Source organism: Cyanobacterium stanieri LEGE 03274, assembly GCF_015207825.1.
Classification (GTDB): domain Bacteria; phylum Cyanobacteriota; class Cyanobacteriia; order Cyanobacteriales; family Cyanobacteriaceae; genus Cyanobacterium; species Cyanobacterium stanieri_B.
Map to the genome: position 1 here is coordinate 1 of NZ_JADEWC010000005.1, position 18,219 is coordinate 18,219.

An 18,219-nucleotide genomic window follows, 5' to 3' on the forward strand; every position below is an offset into this window, starting at 1 on the left:
CCCTTACCCCCCCTCGTGAAAAACAGTAATAAAAATCAAATTATGAATTATCCTACCCCCCAACAAAATAATGGTTACCATGCCTATAGCCATGATGTCAGTGATGATGGTTTAGTCATTGCCGGGCGCAAATTTAAATCCCGTCTGATGACAGGCACGGGGAAATATCCCAGTATTGAATCCATGCAACAAAGCGTTATGGCCAGTGGTTGCGAAATCGTTACTGTAGCGGTGCGCAGAGTACAAAATAACGCCCCCGGCCATGAAGGATTAGCAGAAGCCCTCGACTGGACAAAAATTTGGATGTTGCCCAATACCGCAGGTTGTACCAATGCCGAGGAAGCGATTAGGGTTGCCCGTTTGGGTAGGGAAATGGCGAAGTTATTGGGGCAAGAGGATAATAATTTTGTCAAGTTAGAAGTTATCCCCGATAGTAAATATTTACTACCAGACCCCATCGGTACTTTACAAGCCGCCGAACAGTTGGTAAAAGAAGGTTTTGCAGTGTTACCTTATGTAAACGCAGATCCCTTACTCTGTAAGCGTTTGGAGGAGGTGGGTTGTGCCACAGTGATGCCCCTTGGTTCTCCCATTGGTTCTGGTCAGGGTATCCAAAATGTTGCTAATATTAAGATTATCATTGAGCAATCCAAAGTACCTGTGGTGATTGATGCGGGTATTGGTAGTCCTTCAGAAGCTGCCTACGGTATGGAATTGGGGGCAGATGCTTTATTGGTTAACAGTGCGATCGCCCTTGCCAAAAATCCTGTAATCATGGCTCAATCCATGGGATTGGCAACCCAAGCAGGAAGACTGGCTTATAAGGCAGGGAGAATCCCCATTAAAAATTATGCCAGTGCAAGTTCACCTTTAACGGGAGTAGTTACCAAGTAATTGATAATTAAGGCAATAGGGAGCTGTTTCGAGATGAGGAGCAAGGGGGATAGGGAGTAAAGGTACAATAAGTTCAATTTATTGAACGGATTATCGTTAGCCGTGTAATTCACTACACGGTGGGGGTACGAAGATACAATCTATTGATAACGAATTATCCGAACTTAATGTAATTGAATACCCCCCTTATTGAGGGGGGCTAGGGGAGATCAAATTTTAACCGTTCAACTTTTTATTAAGAATTTGGTTTGCCAATTTAGGTTCAGCCCTTCCACCAGTTTTCTTCATCAGTTGACCAACAAAAAAGCCTTGTAACTTAGTTTTTCCGGCCCTAAACTGTTCGAGCTTATCAGGATTTTCCGCCAATACCTCATCGATAATTTTAGCTAACTCATCAGGATCTGAAATACTAACTAAGCCTTTACTCTCGACAATTTGCTTAGGAGAACCACCTTTTTCCAACAAATCAGGTAAGATTTCCTTAGCAATTTTACCGCTGATAGTACCATTTTCGATGAGGGTGATTAACTCCGCCAACATCTCAGGCTTGAGGGCAATTTTAGTAATATCTAAATCCAAGTTGCTGTTTAGATAGGCGGCGATGTCCTGAGTTACCCAGTTAGCGGCACCTTTGGCACTAGCCCCCCCAGATACCACGGCTTCAAAATAAAGAGCTACATCCCGATCATCACAAAGTACCCTTGCATCGTAGGCGGATAAACCATATTCGCTTTCGTAACGAGTGCGCTTTTGAGCGGGAAGTTCGGGTAATGTTTTTTGAAACTCATCCAATTGGGCATCGGTAATTTCGAGGGGGGGTAAATCGGGTTCGGGGAAATAACGGTAATCGCTAGAGCCTTCTTTTATTCTCATGCTGATGGTGCGCTGAGCGCCTTCTTCCCATAGTCGGGTTTCTTGGAGGATAGGTTCACCATTTTCTACCGCTTCGATTTGTCTTTCAATTTCGTATTCGATCGCCTTTTGAATGGCACTAAAGGAGTTCATGTTTTTGATTTCTACCTTGACACCAAATTCTTTTTGCCCCTCTGGACGCACGGAAATGTTAACATCACAACGTAATGAACCTTCTTGCATATTACCGTCCCCAATGCCCAAATAACGGACGATACGGCGCAATTCTTGCACATATTCAGAGGCTTCTTGCCCTGTGCGTAAATCAGGTTCGGAAACGATTTCGAGCAGGGGAACACCCGTACGATTAAAGTCCACTAGAGAATGGGTTGAGCCTGAAAGGCGATCGCTCCCTGCGTGTACCAATTTTCCTGCATCCTCTTCCATGTGTAGGCGAGTGATACCGATGGTTTTGCGGGTGGCTTCCTTGGTTTTAGGATCTACTAATTCAATTTCTAATCTACCATGTTCGACGATGGGAAGGTCAAACTGAGAAATTTGGTAGTTTTTGGGTAAATCGGGATAAAAATATTGTTTACGATCAAATTTACTATAACGGGCAATTTGTCCTTGTAAGGCTAAACCCATCTTGATAGCCGAGTTTAACACTTCTTGGTTTAACACAGGTAAAACCCCAGGATGCCCAAGACATACGGGGCAAACATTGGTATTGGGTGGGCTGTCAAATTCCGTCGAACAACTACAAAAAATTTTGCTCTTGGTATTGAGTTGACAATGGGTTTCTAAACCGATAATTGCTTCATATTTCGTTTTAGTAGCTGTTGCAATCATATATATATTTAATAACTAATAATTCTCTCTTGATTGCTTTATTTTATCCTTTTTGGGGCGATGAACAATGGACAATTGACAATTAGCAATGGACAATAAATAACTATTCTTCCTTACCTTTTGCCGATTCCCTAATTTATATTGCGGGAAAAGAAGAACGATGAGAAAATATAAACCGTGACAATTCCTAGAAAAGTTTAATAATGTCAGATTTAAAAACCCAACTCAAAGAACAAATTGCCGAGATTGATTGGAAAGATTTAATTCCCCATGCCCAAAGAGATGCCATTATTTTAGTTGATGATAACTTAGATCTTATTGAGGTGGGCAGTGCGATCGCCCTTAATGACACCAAAACCGTAGAAAACTGGATTAGCGAACAATTGATCCAAAAACCCAACGCCGAACAACTTAGCCACTGGAATAGTCAACCCACCACCCAATTTACCACCATTATTGTTCAACCCTTCGTTTTAATCAAAAGTTGTCATTAATAAGGGAATAGGGATTGGGTAATGATGATACTATATGGAATAGTAAGTCATTTTTATAAAGTTTAATTGTCCATTGTCCATTGTCCATTGTTAATTGTCCATTAATCTCCCCTTGTTTCAAACCACCAGAAGACGTTTAGCCCTTTATTACACCATTGTCACCGCCGTATTATTAATAATCTTTGCCATGGGTATTTATGGCTATGTTTATAAAACCCTCATTGATAGGATTGATGATACCCTCAAACACGTGGTGGAAATCGTTGAACCTTCCCTCGTTATTGATAATGTCAGTTTAGAGGAAGGTAAATATAAATTAAATGTCAATGCCAGTTTTCGTCAACATCCCGACACCACCAACAAGGTAGAAGATGATCACATTGATTTAGAATGGTTTAGTCCTAATGGCGAATTATTGTGGCAAACTTTAGAAGAGCCTTTACCCATTCCCCTTTCCTTCCATTCTGGGGGAAAAACCATCCGTATCTCCTCTGATTATCTCCTGCGCCAAATCACCAAAAGAATTGAAGTAGGGCGCTATGTATTGGGTTATTTGCGGGTAAGTCATCCCCTTTTTGATGTCATCAAACCCATTCGTCAATTAATTACCGATTTAATTATTGGTGTATTATTAATGATTACCTCCGTAGGGGCGATCGGTTGGTTTTTGTCTGGCATTGCCATTCAACCCGTGAAGGAATCCTATCAAAGTTTAAAACAGTTTACCGCCGATGCTTCCCATGAGTTGAGAAATCCTATCGCCACCATTAAAACTAACATTCAAACTCTCCTAGCTTATCCTGAAATTGAACCCGAACAGAATAAAAAACAGTTGGAAATCGTTGAACGTTTAACTCAAAGGTTATCTAACTTAGTCAATGATTTATTATTTTTAGCCCGTAGTGATAGCGGTATTATTAACCCTAGTTTTCAAGCTATTCCCCTCGATTCTTTATTATTAGAAGTGGTGGAAGAACAAATAATTATTGCCCAAAGTAAATCGATTAATTTATCATTAGAAATAATAGATGATAATTTAGAAATAAATTTTAAAGAAGTAAGTAGTGAAGATGAACTGTTCAGTATTGAAGGGGATTGGGGACAATTATCGAGATTATTTACTAACTTAATTAGTAATGCAATTATCCATAGTTTTTCAGATATTAATAAAAAAGATAAAATAATTCAAGTAATCTTAAAATATCTTAAAAAAAACAATAAATATTATTATCAAATTCAAATAAAAGATAATGGAATCGGCATAGAAAAAGAAAATATTCCCCATCTTTTTGATCGTTTTTACAGGGCTGATTCTGCCCGTAGTTATCGGGATAACAATAATAGTAATACGGGGTTAGGACTTGCGATCGCCCTTGCCATTGTCGAAAACCATCAAGGTAACATCAAAGTAGAAAGTAACCTCAATGAAGGAACAACATTTATGGTAAATTTACCCAAAAAATAGGGACGTAGTATTTTACGCCCCAAAGAATATTAACCCATTATTTTAGGAACTCGGAAAAAATCATCATCCCGAGAAGGTGCATTATCTAATAAACTTTCCCTATCTTCGTAGGTAGTTTGGGCATCAGAGCGCATAATATTACTAACATCGATCGCCCTTGTAGTGGGTTCAACTTCATCCGTATCTAATTCACTTAGTTGATCAAAATATTCGAGGATAGCATTCAACTGATTACCAAACTCTTGCTCCTCTTGTTCACTAATTTCCAAACGGGCTAAATTAGCCACCTTTTTAACTTCTTCTTGACTAATACTCATAAAAAATAACTAATAAAAAACAATAAAAATCCTCCCTAATCATAACAAGGAACAGGAATTAACAATTAAAAACACTGAAATGTATTAGTAGCTTTAACCATTGCCCATTGCCTATTCCCCATTCCCCACCTAAACTAATCACTATAAGATTAGACCAAATTAGAAAAATACATCCATTTCAGATCTACCAGTGGTTTTCAACCAGTTTTGGGCCTCAAGGTAACTATTAGGAGAAAGTCTAATGGCTTGTTTCCAATACTCAGCAGCCTTATCGAACAAATTTTCTGCCTCATCTTCCTTTCCCTCTTGCTTACACTTATCCCCTTGATAGTGGTATAACACCGCAATATTATTGAGGGCAGAAGGTTTACGGGGGTTAAGTTCCAAACATTGATGATAATACCCTAGGGCTTCCTCTAGTTTACCGTTACTAGCATGGATTAAACCCATATTATAGAGGATTTCGCTGCGATCGCTCGGATTATCCTCTAATCTGAGGGCTTCTTCATAGTTTTCAAGGGCTTCGGCATATTCCCCATCGGCTTGGGCAGACATACCATCACGATAATATACAAACGCTTCCTTTGCCTTAGGGTTAATCGGTAAAACCTTTAAAATAATATCCGCCATAACGGTAAAAGTCTTATCGATAAAATTATCATTTTTCTGAGATCTAGCCATATATTTAATTTATTAAAAATAAAAGATTTTCCTTGATCCTAATACAACAATTAATTATCTTGTGTTTAATTTTATTGCACAATTCCCTTACAAAATTAAGGCATTGGGTTTAAGGCCTAAACTAACAAATAGTAAATCAGGTGTTGCTTATTTTGTTTGGGTATGCAACATCATTAAAATACAGCAAATATATAATACTAGAACTATTACTACTATTGCCCATTGCCTATTCCCTATTGCCTTAATTATCAATTCTCCATTATCAACTATCAATTATGTATCCCAGTTTGCCCAATCTTGGGGCTTGAGGAAAACATCATATAACTCCGCTTCAGGGGTATTCGCTTCGGGGGTATAACCATATTCCCAGCGCACCAAGGGAGGTAAAGACATCAAAATTGACTCCGTGCGCCCGTTGGTTTGTAAACCAAAAATAGTTCCCCTGTCATATACCAAATTAAACTCTACATATCTTCCACGGCGGTATAATTGGAAGTTTCTCTGGCGATCGCCATATTCCGTATTACGACGTTTTTCAGCAATAGGCACATAAGCAGGTAAAAAAGTTTTTCCGCAATCTTGCACAAAAGCAAAAATTTCCTCCCAACTGCGTTGTTTTTGAGGAGGTAACTGATTACTATATTGCGCCGCCGCCTTATCAGGGTGAGGGCCACGATAAATAGGATCATTTCCATCTTGATAATCAAAGAAAAGTCCACCCACCCCACGGGTTTCGTCACGGTGTTTTAAATAAAAATACTCATCACACCAACGTTTAAACACATTATAATACTCGGGATGATGCTTATCACAGGTATTTTTAAAAGTAGTGTGAAAATGCTTCGCATCCTCGGCAAAAGGATAATAAGGAGTTAAATCAGCACCACCCCCAAACCACCATACTGGCCCTGCTTCAAAATAACGATAATTGAGGTGTACTGTGGGAATATAGGGGTTTTTCGGGTGTAACACCATAGAAGTACCCGTAGCATAAAAACTATGACCTTCGGCCTCGGGGCGCTGTTTTAAAATGCTAGGGGGAAGATGATTACCCCATACCTCGGAAAAATTAACCCCACCTTGTTCAAAAACATCACCATCAACCATAACACGAGATCTACCGCCTCCCCCTTCCTCTCTTTGCCAACTATCTTCCTGAAACTTACCTTTACCGTCAAGGGCTTCTAAGCCCTCGCAAATCTCATCTTGGATAGACTGCATAAATTGACTTACCCTAGTTTTTGCATCTTCAGGAGGAAAAGAAGTAGAATTGATGGGGTTAGTATTTTCTTTAGTCGCTGTATCCATAAATAAAAACTTTTATTAAAATTACTAAAAATAACTTACAATCTATCAATCTAAACTGTAAGGGGTCTCTAAACTAGAAAATTTTGCACATCTTAATATTATGCAATAAAACCTTCAGCGATAATTAGGCAAGACTAACTTTCAATATTGTCTTAGGGAAAAAGTGAATAAATTATCGGTCAATTATCAATTATTATCATGACTTTTAACTTTTCTTTTAAACTACTATTAGCTGATGGTGAAAAACTGTTATGTCAATGCTCTCTTTACAAAACTTATCGAGTGACAACCACTATTCCCGTTGATGTAGTTTGGCATCGTTTAATCAATTTAGCGGATATGTCTTGGCATCCTCTATTTGTGAAAACAAAGTTACCAAAAGGATTGATACCCAAACCAGGATTAATTTTTGGGGTTGTTACCCGTCTTACCCCTATTCCGATTCGGGTGTTTGTGGAAAATGTTCGCCCTAAGGAGTTTTTGAGCATTCGTTTATTGGCGATTCCTGGTATTGAACAACGAATTACCTATCAAATGGAATCTACTTTGAAGGGTAGTTATATCGCTTATTCTATCACCCTTAAGGGTTGGTTATCTCCTGTGGTTTGGTGGTTTATGAAGCCTTATTCGGCTAAGGTTGCTTCTGAGTTGGTGAATGCGGCGGCGAAATCTTTACCTTAATTAAATTTTTTAATCACATTTTGTAATGATTTCTGATAGTTTTTCTATATCAATAGGTTTACTCAAAAAGTTATTAAAACCAAGGGATAAATATTTATCTTTTTCTTCTTCCCTAGAAGGGTCAAGAGCAATTATATAATGTTTATTATGATATAGTTTTCTCAGTTGTTTAACTGTTTCAATACCGTCTAGTATGGGCATTTTTATATCTAGGAAAATTACATCATATTTTTTATTTTTTACTTTTTCTAAGATTTGAGATCCATTAGTGACTATTTCTGCTTTATATCCTAATTTTTTTAGGGAATAAATTATGATTTTTTGATTGATGGGGTTATCTTCTGCTATCAATATTTTTAAGGATGATGACTTATTAATAATATCACCTGATTTTTCTTCATTAGCTAATTTTATTATGGGGGATAATTCTAAGGTAAAATAAACCGAATAGATTGATCTTGAAGAAGATGGATTCCATTTACTAGGTGGATTTCCTTCTATTTTACCCTTATTTTCTATCCAGATTTTACCTCCCATGGTTTTAATTATTTTCTTGGCAATAAATAGTTCTAATTCTTGATTATCTGATTGGTTTGTGAAAATTTCTTCGGTGCGCTCTCGCAGTGGCACGGTGCGATCGCCCTTTACTATTTCCTTATTAATTTGTGTTATATTATTAGAAAAACTATTTATATTGAGATTATTTTTAACCACATCATTCGTGATTTTAAATAATAAATATAATTTATTTTTAGGTAAATTATTTTCAGCCAAATCATTTGCTTTTTGTACATCAATAAAAATAGAATTAGATTCATTACAAAAACCATTACTTAATATATTTAGAAATATTTGACGAATTCTAGCACCATCTCCCATAAAAAAGGGTAAATCTTTTGGCACAGAAAAATAAATCTTATTCTCTAGTGTCTTATCCTGTTTGCCCAATAATAAATTAACTGAATTAATAACATCATCAATCTGCAATTCTTCCTCTTGTAAACTTAAATTACCTAAATCGATAGAAGATACATTAAAAACATCATTGATGGCTTTTAACAAAGTTGCACTTGTTTTTTGAATTATTTTCAAACACTTTTCTTGTAGAGGATTTAACTTAGTATTAGCTAAAATATCAATCATTCCCATTAAATCATTAATAGGTTTAATAAAGTCACTACTAACCTTGGCAAAAAATTGATTATTTTGTTTTGTTAAAGTTTCCGCTTCTTCCTTAGCCTTTGCTAAAGTTAATTGTTTTTTCAAAAGGGTATTATATTCCGTTAAAATCTTCTCCTTTGCCTCACTTTGTAAATCTTTTTGACGATTTAATTCTTCTAATAATTTATTTTTATTTGATAAATCCTGATTTAACTTGATTAATTGCTGTTTATGATAACCATTTTCCCTTAAAACTGCCCCTAAAAGTAAAGTTGTCATCGCAATACAGGCAATAAAAGATTGTAATATCAGTAAAGAATCCCTTGCCGACTCCATAGCAAAAGAAGTAGTTTGTGCAATGGTTGCCAACATTAAATTAATGGTAATCACTAAGACAATTAAACTTGCCCCTAATTCTTGAAACTTAAATACTACCCACACCACCAAAGGAATATATAAAAACTGTATATCATAGGAAGTATTGATAATAGCGTGATGAATAACAAATACTAAAACACTAACAATAAATGTATTTAACCATTGTTTTTTTATGGATTTTATAAAAACATTAATTTGTTTTTGCCATGCCACTATTAAAGGGGTAAAAATTAAAATTCCAAAACTATCACTTAACCACCAAGTAAGGGCAATTTCTAAGAATAAATCCCAAGTTGCCCTACCAAATCCACACACCACACAAGCGCAAATTATTGCTACAGGTAAATGACTAATAAAACAACCAAAAAGAATAAATTGAGCGGTGTTTTTTACATTATGGAGAAAATAGCGATTATCAGATTGAGGAAAAATATTTTGATTTTCAGACTCACTACAAAGACTCGCTAATATTTTGCCCAATGATGTTACCACGGTGATACATATCACCAAGATAAAACTACTCCAATTTTGCCACCCTTGAAAAATACTAATTTGAGTCATTAATATTCCTGCAAATACCCCCAACCAAGTGGAATAACCCCACAGAAAGACTAATCCTACTGCAATGCCCCCCGGTATCCAAATGGGGGTTGAACCTGTGTTGGGATACGTGGTAAAACTAATGGATATGAGGGATGTAAGAAAATAGCTAATGGCTACAATTATTTGCTTCCACCAAGGCACATGAAAAGGATTAAAGTCGTATTTTCTAATGGGAGAGAATAATAATTTCATGGTGAATAGTGACAAGGGGAAAAGCGATGATGGTTGTTGCTTTTAATTATAATTATGGTTTATTTTAGATTCTGTTATCAACCCTAATTGGGTTAAAATGTTATTTATACTTTTATTTATTAAAGATTTTATTGCTCTTAAAATGAGCATTTTTTCGATTTTATATGGTTAAACAATTATGGCTGAATATGAAGGGTTTTTTGTCAGCAAAGAGTTTATTAGTTTATGTGAATCTCAGCTGATTTTATTGGCTCAAAATTTAGCGGTGCAAGAAAGTGCTATTTATTTAACGGAAAAAGTAAAAAGTGATGAACCAAGGTTGATTCCTGTTATAGTTTATCCTTTTTCGAGGGATGAGGATAGTAACGATTTATTATTACTACCTGAGTCGGAGGATGGGGCAGATTTTGAGTTTAATTTAATGGAGGAAAGTGATAGTGATTTAAATAATATTATTAATTATATTCCTGATTCTGCTTCCCCTTATCAGTTACTTTTACCCTTAATACATGATGATTCTATGGTAGGTTTATTAGCTACTAATCGGGGTACAAAACCTTGGGGTAAAAGGGAGGTTTTACAAGTAAAAGAAGTTGCTCAAACCATTATTTTTGCGAGGCTTTTGGATCAAAAACAACAGATTTCTGAGCAACAATTAAAGGCTTATCAGCAATTGCAAAATTTACAAAATGATCATCTTGATGATTTTTTTCATCAATTACGTAATCCTTTAACCGCTATTCGTACTTTTGGTAAATTGTTAATTAAACGATTAGTGGGAAATGATCGTAATTATACCATAGCACAAAGTATTGTTCGTGAGGGCGATCGCCTCTTAGACCTCATTGAAGATTTTAGTGAAGATTGGAAAGTAGTAAATAATAGCCCCCATCCTAGTCTAAAAGAAGGACAATCAACCAGCTTCTTCCTAACAGAAAATATCCAAAAATTAGAAAAAATAGACTTAAAACAACTAATTCAACCCCTCATCACAGGCATAGACTCCATCGCCCAAGATAGAAATATTACTTTCATGATAGACATTGACGATAATTTACCCGCCGTTTCCAGTAATCCAAAAGCCTTAACAGAAATATTAAATAACTTATTAGATAATGCAGTAAAATATACCCCAGAAGGTGGTAAAATTTGCTTAGAAATTGTTAAACAAAAATCCACTAATCAAGGTGAAAAAATAGTCATCGAAATTAGTGATACGGGTTATGGTATTCCCCCCGAAGATCAAAAACATATCTTTGAACGTCATTATCGAGGAGTGCAGGAAAATAGCGACATTTATGGCACAGGTTTAGGATTAGCTATTGTGAAGGAATTATGTGATAAAATGTCCATCGACATAGAAATTTTTAGTCCTTCTTTTTGGATCAAAAATCAACAGTTAAACGGTACTACTTTTTCTTTATTTATTCCCATAGCATCATAGTTTTTTCTATTAATACAAGGTTGAAAATTTCCTCTTTTTAGCAATCTCAAATATTATCTTTTTCCTGTTACCTACCTAACCCCTAAATATTTATGGGTTTGTAAACTTAAACGCCATGAAGGATTATCCTTAATATAATCAAAAATTAATCCTTGAGCATCAGGGCTATTCCATTCTGGTTGTAAATACTTAATGGTATGACTAGAAACCTTTTCACCTTCAGATAAAGCCCATAGAAAGTCTTTCTCATTACCAATAACAACCTTTAATTCACTGGCATGACGATAAATAGTTTCATGGGGTGTCTTATAAGGTTTGGGGGAAAATGTCACCCAATCAAAAACCCCAGAAAAAGGGTGAGCCCCTGATGTTTCTAAATGAATATTTTTACCTGTTTTTCTCAACTCTATTGTTAAGGGATTTAAGTTATGTAATAAAGGTTCTCCTCCTGTAATTATAATAATATTAGTCTTAATTTTTTCTACTTTTTTAATAATTTCTTCAACAGTAAATAAAGGATATTTTTTCATTGACCATGTTTCTTTTTGGTCACACCAAGGACAAAAAACATCACAACCTGCAAGGCGAATAAAAAAAGCATTAACTCCCGCAAAAAAACCTTCTCCTTGTACAGAATGAAAGGTTTCTACCACAGGATAAGTGTATAATAAATGAGAATTTTTTATATTTTTTGTATATTGTTCAGAAATAGTATTAGGCATTATCTATATTAATTAAATTGCAATATTTAATGGAGATTATTTTTTTTAATCATAAAAAAGTTTGTGTATAACTTAATTAGGTAACTTATTTTTTATAGATTCTAACTTAATAATTAATTGTTTTATTTTCTCCAAATCCTTTTGCCCCGGTTTAACTTCTACCTTGCTAGAAAGATCAATTCCATCACATTGAAGAGTATTAAAAGCAGTAATAACATTATCGGGGCTAACACCCCCAGCCACCAACCAAGGGCGAGAGGGGCGATAATCTCGTAACTCATCCCAATTAAAAGTTGTACCTGTGCCGCCATGGATGCCTTTTTGATAGGTATCAATTAAGAGAGTATCAACCACAGGGATATATTTTTCGGCCTCTTGTCGAGATTGGGCATCTTTATATCTAATAGCTTTAATTATCTCGATAGACGGTAGAATTATCCGTAATTGCTCACAAAAGGCAATATCTTCTTCTCCGTGGAGTTGTACCCCTGTTAATCTAGTTTCTCGGACTATATCAACAATTTTGCTGACGGAGGCATTGACAAATACGCCGATGGTGCTAATTTGAGGGGGGAGCTTTTCAACGATCGCCCTTATACTAAAAGGAGGAATATAACGGGGAGAATCTTTTACACAGATAAAACCGATGGTATCAACTCCCATAGATGCGATCGCCCTTGCCTCCTCAACATTAGTCAAACCACAGATTTTTATGCGCATGATTCTGGCCAATAATATAAATAGTAAAAGTTAATAAAAAAAGATTAATTAAAGTTAAGTAAATCAGCAAAAAACTATTGAAAAGAGTAAAATAACCAAAATAGTTAACATATCAAATTTATCATAAAAATGAATTTAATTGCTGTTTCTTCTCTAATAGCCCAAGTACCTCAAACCGTAGAATGGAATTTTCAAGTAGCCCTAGTAATGATTTCGGCTAACCTATTAGCGGTATTTATCGGACGTTTTGCCATCCAAAAAGCAGGGGTAGGGCCTGATTTACCCCTTCCCAAACCAGCCATTTGGAAAAAATTTGGACTTCCCGAATTATTGGCTACTGCTAGTTTAGGACATATACTAGGAGCAGGATTTATCCTCGGTTTATCCAACGCAGGATTACTATAATTACCCATAATAAAGGTTAAGTGTTAGGTAAAATCAGACAAAATACCATTTTTCAGCTAAAATAAACTTGTTAAAATAACTGTTATTGATTTATCCTTTTTTTGGTATCAAACTCACCGTAAATAATCAATTTGCATCCTACGCCCAAAATAATCCAAGCGTAGAGTTACCCCAAGTAACCGCAAAGCATGTTATCAATGATGAGATGTAAGCCAAAGTTAAACATTGTGCTAAAATCGTGGGAAAGGTTTTTAACCGATACTTCGACAACACTAAGTACAAGTGTAACCATAGACAAAAAAAGTAAAATTCAACCTTTTTTACTAACAGTCCGTGGTATTGGCGGTAGGGCATATCGCATCAGCTTCACTCCATAAAAAGTAATCCTTTTAAACGGTATTGCTCTATGAAGGAAGAATCCCCCGTTAACCCTTGTGGTGTAATAGTGGGAATTGTCAAAACTATACAAAATATCTATCCAGATGGAATGTTGGTGATTACCTTAACTCTTTTGCACCCCCTCAAATCTACCCCTGTTCAAAAATGGAATTTTGAACCTAACAAGGTGATCAGAATTGGCAGGGCTAATGATAATGATGTAGTATTGTATAGTGCCGTAGTTTCCCGTCATCATCTGGAAATCCGCCCCCATAAAGATGACTGGGCTTTAATAAGTCTAGGCTCTAATGGTACATTTGTAAATGGACGAAAAATTAATAAGGTTTTAGTAAAGGACGGTATGGTTATCCGTTTAGCTAGTTCAGGTCCTAAAATATTAATTCAACTAGGCTCTGATGATCAAGCTGTCAGTGCTAGTCGTGGTAAAAATGTCTCTGCTAAACCCATCAGTAGCAAGGATATTTCCAAGGAAACGGTTATTAATTAACCTGATTAACAACTCATCTGCCCTTATGGCAAAATGAGCTACACCCAATCTGATTTAGAAAATATATTACCAATGCCCTTGCAATGAATTACAAGGCTAACAGTTTATGGTTCAATAAATTGAACTATTATCACCCTTACTCCCCTACTGCCCATCATCCCTAATCCCTTTTCTGGTTAATTCTTCTAAATCCTTATCCGAAGGCATTAACCCACTACCTAAAATTCCTAACCATAATAAATATTCTACATTTCCCGCCGGCCCTTGAATCGGTGAAGGTATTAACCCCTTATATTTCCATCCTATATTAGTAGCACAATGAAGGATAGAGGCGATCGCCTCTGCTTGTAAACGATAATCCCTAACTACTCCCTTCTTACCAACCTTACCCTTACCCACCTCAAATTGAGGCTTAACCAACAAAACCACCTCCTTAGGATTAACCAATAAATCCCAAAGGGTAGGTAACACCTTCGTCAAAGAAATAAAAGATAAATCCATCACCCCCAAATCAGGAGGCTCTTTACCCTGATATAAATCATCATAGGTAAGATAGCGAAAATTTGTCCTCTCCCGTAACTCCAAACGCTCATCTTGACGAATTTTCCACGCCACCTGCCCATAACCCACATCAACGCCATAGACTTTTTTAGCCCCCCGTTGCAAAAGGCAATCGGTAAAGCCCCCCGTAGAAATACCCCCATCAAGACAAATTCTATTTTCCACATCAATAGAGAAATATTCCAACGCCTTAACCAACTTTTCCCCACCCCTAGAAACAAAAGGAGGTTCGGCTTTTACCTCAATGGGGCTATCCACATTGATTAAAGTACCAGGCTTATCAACAATTTGCCCCTTAACCTTAACCTTTCCTGCCCTGATGATTTTTTGTGCCAGGGCGCGGGAAGTGCATAACCCCTGATTGGTTAATAGTGTATCTAATCTTTCTTTCGACAATGGTTTTTTTATTCCTAAAGAGTACCCCAATTATTTTAAACCATGGGGCAACTAGATCAAAGTTAACCTTAACTGCCAAAATTAATAAATCCAGAGGTTTCCCCATCAGGTTGATAAAGATTGACATAATTCCAATAATTACCAAATACTGTCTCCACATAACCCTTAGTTTCAGGGAAAGGAATATCCTCCACAAATTGATCAAAATCACTCAAGTCAAACCTTTCTATCCAGCTATCCACATTACTAGGGCCGGCGTTGTAACTGGCGATCGCTAATAGGGAATTATTGTCATAATTACGGTGAGTATAATCAAGATACCATGTACCCAAATTAATATTATCATCAGGATCAGTAAGAGAATATTCTTCCAACTCAATTTGAGGGGCAATCCATTCCCCCGTCTCAGGCATTACCTGCATTAAACCAGTCGCACCCACGGGAGATTGAATCAAGGGTTGAAACCGTGACTCTTGACGCATGAGGGCGGTTACTAGAAAAGGATTAAGATTTCTCTGGGATGACCATTTGACAATCAAATCTTGGTAGGGCATGGGAAAAAGAGCATACCAATATTCAGGGCTACGGCGTAGGATGCGCCATTGACGTAAATCATCGGGGTTTTCTCGGGTGCTTAAGCTCCAAATTAGACTGATACTTTGTAAATATTGTCCATCCAACTGTTTCAATAACCCTTGGGTAAATTGTTCGGTGACGCTCACATTATCAGGATTGGATAACTCTGCTTCAAAAAGGGCGATCGCATCTTGATCCTCCCCTAATAAATATAGCTCCTTAAACATAGTCGAACCTCCGGGGGGAATCGGACGCATAGCAGGGGTTTGCACCTCAAAAGTTAAATCCCGCACATCGGTAAAATCCCCTACCCCACGACCTAAATTATAGGCCGAACGCCAAGCATAATAAGAATGGGGATGATTTTCCAACACAAACTCAAATGCCTCTTGTGCTTCCTCCGTCTGCCCCAACCGTTGCGCCCATTTACCCACCCAAAAAGAAGCCCGAGGGGTAATACTGGCTTCTGGGTTATTAATGCCAATTTCTTGCGCCCACTGCCATGCGGAAACTAAATCATTATTTTGGGCAAAATCTTGGGCAATTTGCCAACGAAAATCCGCCGCCTCATCGGATTGAGGATAACGGCTAATAATCTGATTTCTGACAACACTGGCTTCATCACTTCTATTTTCACTGCTCAGAAGACCAAATTTTTGATTGAGGGCTTGGGGGGCATCATTGGGGAAGTTTTCCACCACTCGATCTAAATATTCCATGGCTTCATCCCCAGAAACCAAGGAAGCCAAACGACGTAAACCCAATCCCGTCTGCGATTCGTTGGGGTATTCTTGAATTAATTTTTGATAGGCTTCGATGGCGAGGGTTTGTTCATCTCCCACCTGATAACCCCTAGCGATGCGGTAAAGATTTTCGGGGGTGGATGGGGCTTTGATGTAAGCATCGGCACTTTTTCTAAATTGTCCCCTTGCCCAGTAGCTATCGGCGATTATTTGCCATTGGGCAGGTTCTAATTCTTCTTGGTAATCTGTGATTAATTTATCTCGAAAACTATCGCTACGGGGTGTTAAGTCATATTCTGAGATGGTGAGTAATAATTCTTTTTGGTTGGGGTTTTGGGCTAATAATTCGTAAATAATATCCTTGGTGCGAGGATGTTGGGGGAATTGGGCGATCGCCCTTTGCCAATAATCTGGCTCTTCTTGGCCCAAAAGATAATACGCCTCAACGATTACAGGAGATTGGGGATAATCATTAATTAAACTTTCCCATCGCTGTTTTGCTCCCAAGTTATCATTAGTCAACTCCAAAGCCCTTCCCTGACGTAAGACAATATAGGGGGCTAGGGTGGGGTATTGTCTCTCGAGGTTTTGTAAATAATTCCAGGCCTGTCCACCGTCAAATTCTTCCCTAATTAAATCATTGGCCAGTAAATATCTTGCCCTCGCCCTATCTAGGGTAGCATCGCTACCGTTGGCAATTTCTTCTAAGGGGGCTTTTCTTTCCTCAAAACTCACATCGGCTAATTTTAGCACCTCTGAAGGGGCATCAAGGCGATATTCTGGTCTTTCTTCTAGTCGTGGTGCGATCACATTATCCCACAGGTTACCCAATTGGGGGGTTAATATCGTTGCCCCAATGATGCCGACAATAAATAGTAAAATGGTGGAAATGGGAAGGATCAGTTTTTTGCTTTTTTTCATAAAAATTACTACACACTAGAAGTTACAACCATGGGAAATTTAAACCCAATTACATCATCGGGAATAATTTCATTTTCCTTAGAGTTGATGCCCCGTTAATTTAACAAAGATGTCTTCTAAATTAGACGGACGAATCATGATTCCCGTTCTATCTTCAATATTATTAACATATTCGTTGGCTTTTTGGACGGTGGGAAAGAATTGGTAATCGATGCGTACTGCTCCGCAGATCCCTTCGGGATCACTCTTCTGAGTTACCATGATACCTTCTCCATATTTATGTTTAAATTCGTCCACCGTACCCAATTCGATTAACTGCCCCCCATCGATAATTCCTACCCTCTCGCACAAAAATTCTACTTCCTCCATGTAGTGGGTGGTTAATAAAATTGTCATGCCCTGACGGTTCAAATCTTTGATAATTTCCCATAAACGACGACGGGTTTGAGGATCTAATCCCACCGTAGGTTCATCTAAAAATAAGACTTGGGGATTGTGTAAAAGCGCCCTAGCAATTTGTAAACGTCTTTTCATCCCCCCTGATAGGGTTTTTACTAAGTCTAAGCGGCGATCGCCCAATTCCACGTACTCTAACCAACGATCAATTAATTCTTTTCTTTGCTTATGGGGAATATGGTGCATCCTACCATGAAACTCAAGATTTTCCCATACCGTTAATTCTCCATCCACGCTCGTTTGTTGCAATACTACCCCAATGTTACGCTTTACTTGTTCGGGGGAATTGATTACATCATATCCAGCTACCTCTATTTTACCCCGACTAGGACGAGCAAGGGTAATTAACATCTTGATGGTGGTGGATTTTCCCGCTCCATTAGGCCCTAATAACCCAAAGATTTCCCCTGATTTAATCTCAAAGGATAAGTCATTAACCACGGGAACTTTATTATATATTTTTGTTACTTTATCTAATCTTACAGCCACGATGTTTTTGCAATGGTTGTTA

At 37.3% G+C, this 18,219-nt stretch carries 18 protein-coding genes; 8 read left to right on the forward strand and 10 right to left on the reverse strand.

What is annotated here, in order from left to right; translation table 11 throughout:
* The coding region (locus tag IQ215_RS03330; RefSeq protein WP_277815521.1) for a thiazole synthase at positions 1 to 894 on the forward strand (894 nt) is incomplete at its 5' end.
* A 216-nt stretch (positions 895 to 1,110) separates the two neighbouring features.
* Here the strand turns inward: IQ215_RS03330 and gatB are convergent.
* Entirely contained in the window at positions 1,111 to 2,598 is a 1,488-nt protein-coding gene (gatB, locus tag IQ215_RS03335) for an Asp-tRNA(Asn)/Glu-tRNA(Gln) amidotransferase subunit GatB (protein WP_193799911.1), read from the reverse strand.
* A gap of 203 nt (positions 2,599 to 2,801) precedes the next feature.
* On the opposite strand from gatB, the gene IQ215_RS03340 reads away from it, so the two are divergent.
* A complete protein-coding gene (locus IQ215_RS03340) occupies positions 2,802 to 3,092 on the forward strand; it encodes a DUF2288 domain-containing protein (RefSeq protein WP_193799912.1) in 291 nt (96 codons plus the stop codon).
* A 112-nt stretch (positions 3,093 to 3,204) separates the two neighbouring features.
* Positions 3,205 to 4,557: a sensor histidine kinase gene (locus IQ215_RS03345; RefSeq protein ID WP_193799913.1), complete on the forward strand. Its 1,353-nt coding sequence runs from the start codon at positions 3,205 to 3,207 to the stop codon at positions 4,555 to 4,557.
* 29 nt (positions 4,558 to 4,586) lie between these two features.
* Here IQ215_RS03345 and gatC read toward each other — a convergent pair whose 3' ends face one another.
* The 3 genes from gatC to hemF all read right to left on the reverse strand — a co-directional run bounded on the left by gatC (position 4,587) and on the right by hemF (position 6,863).
* Positions 4,587 to 4,874, reverse strand: coding sequence for an Asp-tRNA(Asn)/Glu-tRNA(Gln) amidotransferase subunit GatC (gene gatC / locus IQ215_RS03350; protein ID WP_193799914.1), 288 nt, complete (start codon positions 4,872 to 4,874; stop codon positions 4,587 to 4,589).
* A 159-nt stretch (positions 4,875 to 5,033) separates the two neighbouring features.
* Complete coding sequence (locus tag IQ215_RS03355; protein WP_193799915.1) at positions 5,034 to 5,555, reverse strand: photosystem I assembly protein Ycf3; 522 nt, start codon at positions 5,553 to 5,555, stop codon at positions 5,034 to 5,036.
* Between the two features lie 273 nt (positions 5,556 to 5,828).
* Positions 5,829 to 6,863 carry an oxygen-dependent coproporphyrinogen oxidase gene (gene hemF, locus IQ215_RS03360; protein ID WP_193799916.1) on the reverse strand — a complete coding sequence of 345 codons (1,035 nt, stop codon included), beginning with the start codon at positions 6,861 to 6,863 and terminating at the stop codon, positions 5,829 to 5,831.
* Between the two features lie 198 nt (positions 6,864 to 7,061).
* Between hemF and IQ215_RS03365 the strand changes: the two genes are divergently transcribed.
* Positions 7,062 to 7,544 (forward strand): SRPBCC family protein, encoded by a 483-nt coding sequence (locus tag IQ215_RS03365; protein WP_193799917.1) that lies wholly within the window; start codon positions 7,062 to 7,064, stop codon positions 7,542 to 7,544.
* Between the two features lie 9 nt (positions 7,545 to 7,553).
* Here IQ215_RS03365 and IQ215_RS03370 read toward each other — a convergent pair whose 3' ends face one another.
* On the reverse strand, positions 7,554 to 9,878 hold the full coding sequence (locus IQ215_RS03370) for an MASE1 domain-containing protein (protein WP_193799918.1): 2,325 nt from the start codon (positions 9,876 to 9,878) through the stop codon (positions 7,554 to 7,556).
* A gap of 178 nt (positions 9,879 to 10,056) precedes the next feature.
* On the opposite strand from IQ215_RS03370, the gene IQ215_RS03375 reads away from it, so the two are divergent.
* Positions 10,057 to 11,322 (forward strand): sensor histidine kinase, encoded by a 1,266-nt coding sequence (locus IQ215_RS03375; protein WP_193799919.1) that lies wholly within the window; start codon positions 10,057 to 10,059, stop codon positions 11,320 to 11,322.
* A 71-nt stretch (positions 11,323 to 11,393) separates the two neighbouring features.
* On the opposite strand, the gene IQ215_RS03380 is transcribed toward IQ215_RS03375, so the two are convergent.
* Positions 11,394 to 12,044: a 7-carboxy-7-deazaguanine synthase QueE gene (locus IQ215_RS03380; protein ID WP_193799920.1), complete on the reverse strand. Its 651-nt coding sequence runs from the start codon at positions 12,042 to 12,044 to the stop codon at positions 11,394 to 11,396.
* 72 nt (positions 12,045 to 12,116) lie between these two features.
* Positions 12,117 to 12,764 carry a phosphoribosylanthranilate isomerase gene (locus IQ215_RS03385; RefSeq protein ID WP_193799921.1) on the reverse strand — a complete coding sequence of 216 codons (648 nt, stop codon included), beginning with the start codon at positions 12,762 to 12,764 and terminating at the stop codon, positions 12,117 to 12,119.
* Between the two features lie 129 nt (positions 12,765 to 12,893).
* Between IQ215_RS03385 and psaK the strand changes: the two genes are divergently transcribed.
* From psaK to IQ215_RS03400, 3 genes are all read left to right on the forward strand, one after another.
* Positions 12,894 to 13,169, forward strand: coding sequence for a photosystem I reaction center subunit PsaK (psaK, locus tag IQ215_RS03390; RefSeq protein ID WP_193799922.1), 276 nt, complete (start codon positions 12,894 to 12,896; stop codon positions 13,167 to 13,169).
* Between the two features lie 227 nt (positions 13,170 to 13,396).
* On the forward strand, positions 13,397 to 13,546 hold the full coding sequence (locus IQ215_RS03395; protein WP_193799923.1) for a hypothetical protein: 150 nt from the start codon (positions 13,397 to 13,399) through the stop codon (positions 13,544 to 13,546).
* 110 nt (positions 13,547 to 13,656) lie between these two features.
* Positions 13,657 to 14,055: an FHA domain-containing protein gene (locus IQ215_RS03400; RefSeq protein WP_193800031.1), complete on the forward strand. Its 399-nt coding sequence runs from the start codon at positions 13,657 to 13,659 to the stop codon at positions 14,053 to 14,055.
* Between the two features lie 144 nt (positions 14,056 to 14,199).
* Here the strand turns inward: IQ215_RS03400 and IQ215_RS03405 are convergent, their stop codons facing one another.
* The 3 genes from IQ215_RS03405 to IQ215_RS03415 form a co-directional block, all read right to left on the reverse strand.
* A complete protein-coding gene (locus IQ215_RS03405; RefSeq protein ID WP_193799924.1) occupies positions 14,200 to 15,012 on the reverse strand; it encodes a TlyA family RNA methyltransferase in 813 nt (270 codons plus the stop codon).
* A gap of 68 nt (positions 15,013 to 15,080) precedes the next feature.
* Complete coding sequence (locus tag IQ215_RS03410) at positions 15,081 to 17,252, reverse strand: transglycosylase SLT domain-containing protein (RefSeq protein WP_193799925.1); 2,172 nt, start codon at positions 17,250 to 17,252, stop codon at positions 15,081 to 15,083.
* Between the two features lie 78 nt (positions 17,253 to 17,330).
* On the reverse strand, positions 17,331 to 18,197 hold the full coding sequence (locus tag IQ215_RS03415) for an ABC transporter ATP-binding protein (protein WP_347239016.1): 867 nt from the start codon (positions 18,195 to 18,197) through the stop codon (positions 17,331 to 17,333).
* Positions 18,198 to 18,219: the final 22 nt, after the last annotated feature.

Excerpts from the sequence above, each read along its gene's own strand:
- gatB (WP_193799911.1), bottom strand. The coding sequence starts at position 2,598 with ATGATTGCAACAGCTACTAAAACGAAATATGAAGCAATTATCGGTTTA.
- IQ215_RS03340 (WP_193799912.1), top strand. The coding sequence starts at position 2,802 with ATGTCAGATTTAAAAACCCAACTCAAAGAACAAATTGCCGAGATTGAT.
- gatC (WP_193799914.1), bottom strand. The coding sequence starts at position 4,874 with ATGAGTATTAGTCAAGAAGAAGTTAAAAAGGTGGCTAATTTAGCCCGT.
- IQ215_RS03355 (WP_193799915.1), bottom strand. The coding sequence starts at position 5,555 with ATGGCTAGATCTCAGAAAAATGATAATTTTATCGATAAGACTTTTACC.
- hemF (WP_193799916.1), bottom strand. The coding sequence starts at position 6,863 with ATGGATACAGCGACTAAAGAAAATACTAACCCCATCAATTCTACTTCT.
- IQ215_RS03365 (WP_193799917.1), top strand. The coding sequence starts at position 7,062 with ATGACTTTTAACTTTTCTTTTAAACTACTATTAGCTGATGGTGAAAAA.
- IQ215_RS03370 (WP_193799918.1), bottom strand. The coding sequence starts at position 9,878 with ATGAAATTATTATTCTCTCCCATTAGAAAATACGACTTTAATCCTTTT.
- IQ215_RS03375 (WP_193799919.1), top strand. The coding sequence starts at position 10,057 with ATGGCTGAATATGAAGGGTTTTTTGTCAGCAAAGAGTTTATTAGTTTA.
- IQ215_RS03380 (WP_193799920.1), bottom strand. The coding sequence starts at position 12,044 with ATGCCTAATACTATTTCTGAACAATATACAAAAAATATAAAAAATTCT.
- IQ215_RS03385 (WP_193799921.1), bottom strand. The coding sequence starts at position 12,764 with ATGCGCATAAAAATCTGTGGTTTGACTAATGTTGAGGAGGCAAGGGCG.
- psaK (WP_193799922.1), top strand. The coding sequence starts at position 12,894 with ATGAATTTAATTGCTGTTTCTTCTCTAATAGCCCAAGTACCTCAAACC.
- IQ215_RS03400 (WP_193800031.1), top strand. The coding sequence starts at position 13,657 with ATGTTGGTGATTACCTTAACTCTTTTGCACCCCCTCAAATCTACCCCT.
- IQ215_RS03410 (WP_193799925.1), bottom strand. The coding sequence starts at position 17,252 with ATGAAAAAAAGCAAAAAACTGATCCTTCCCATTTCCACCATTTTACTA.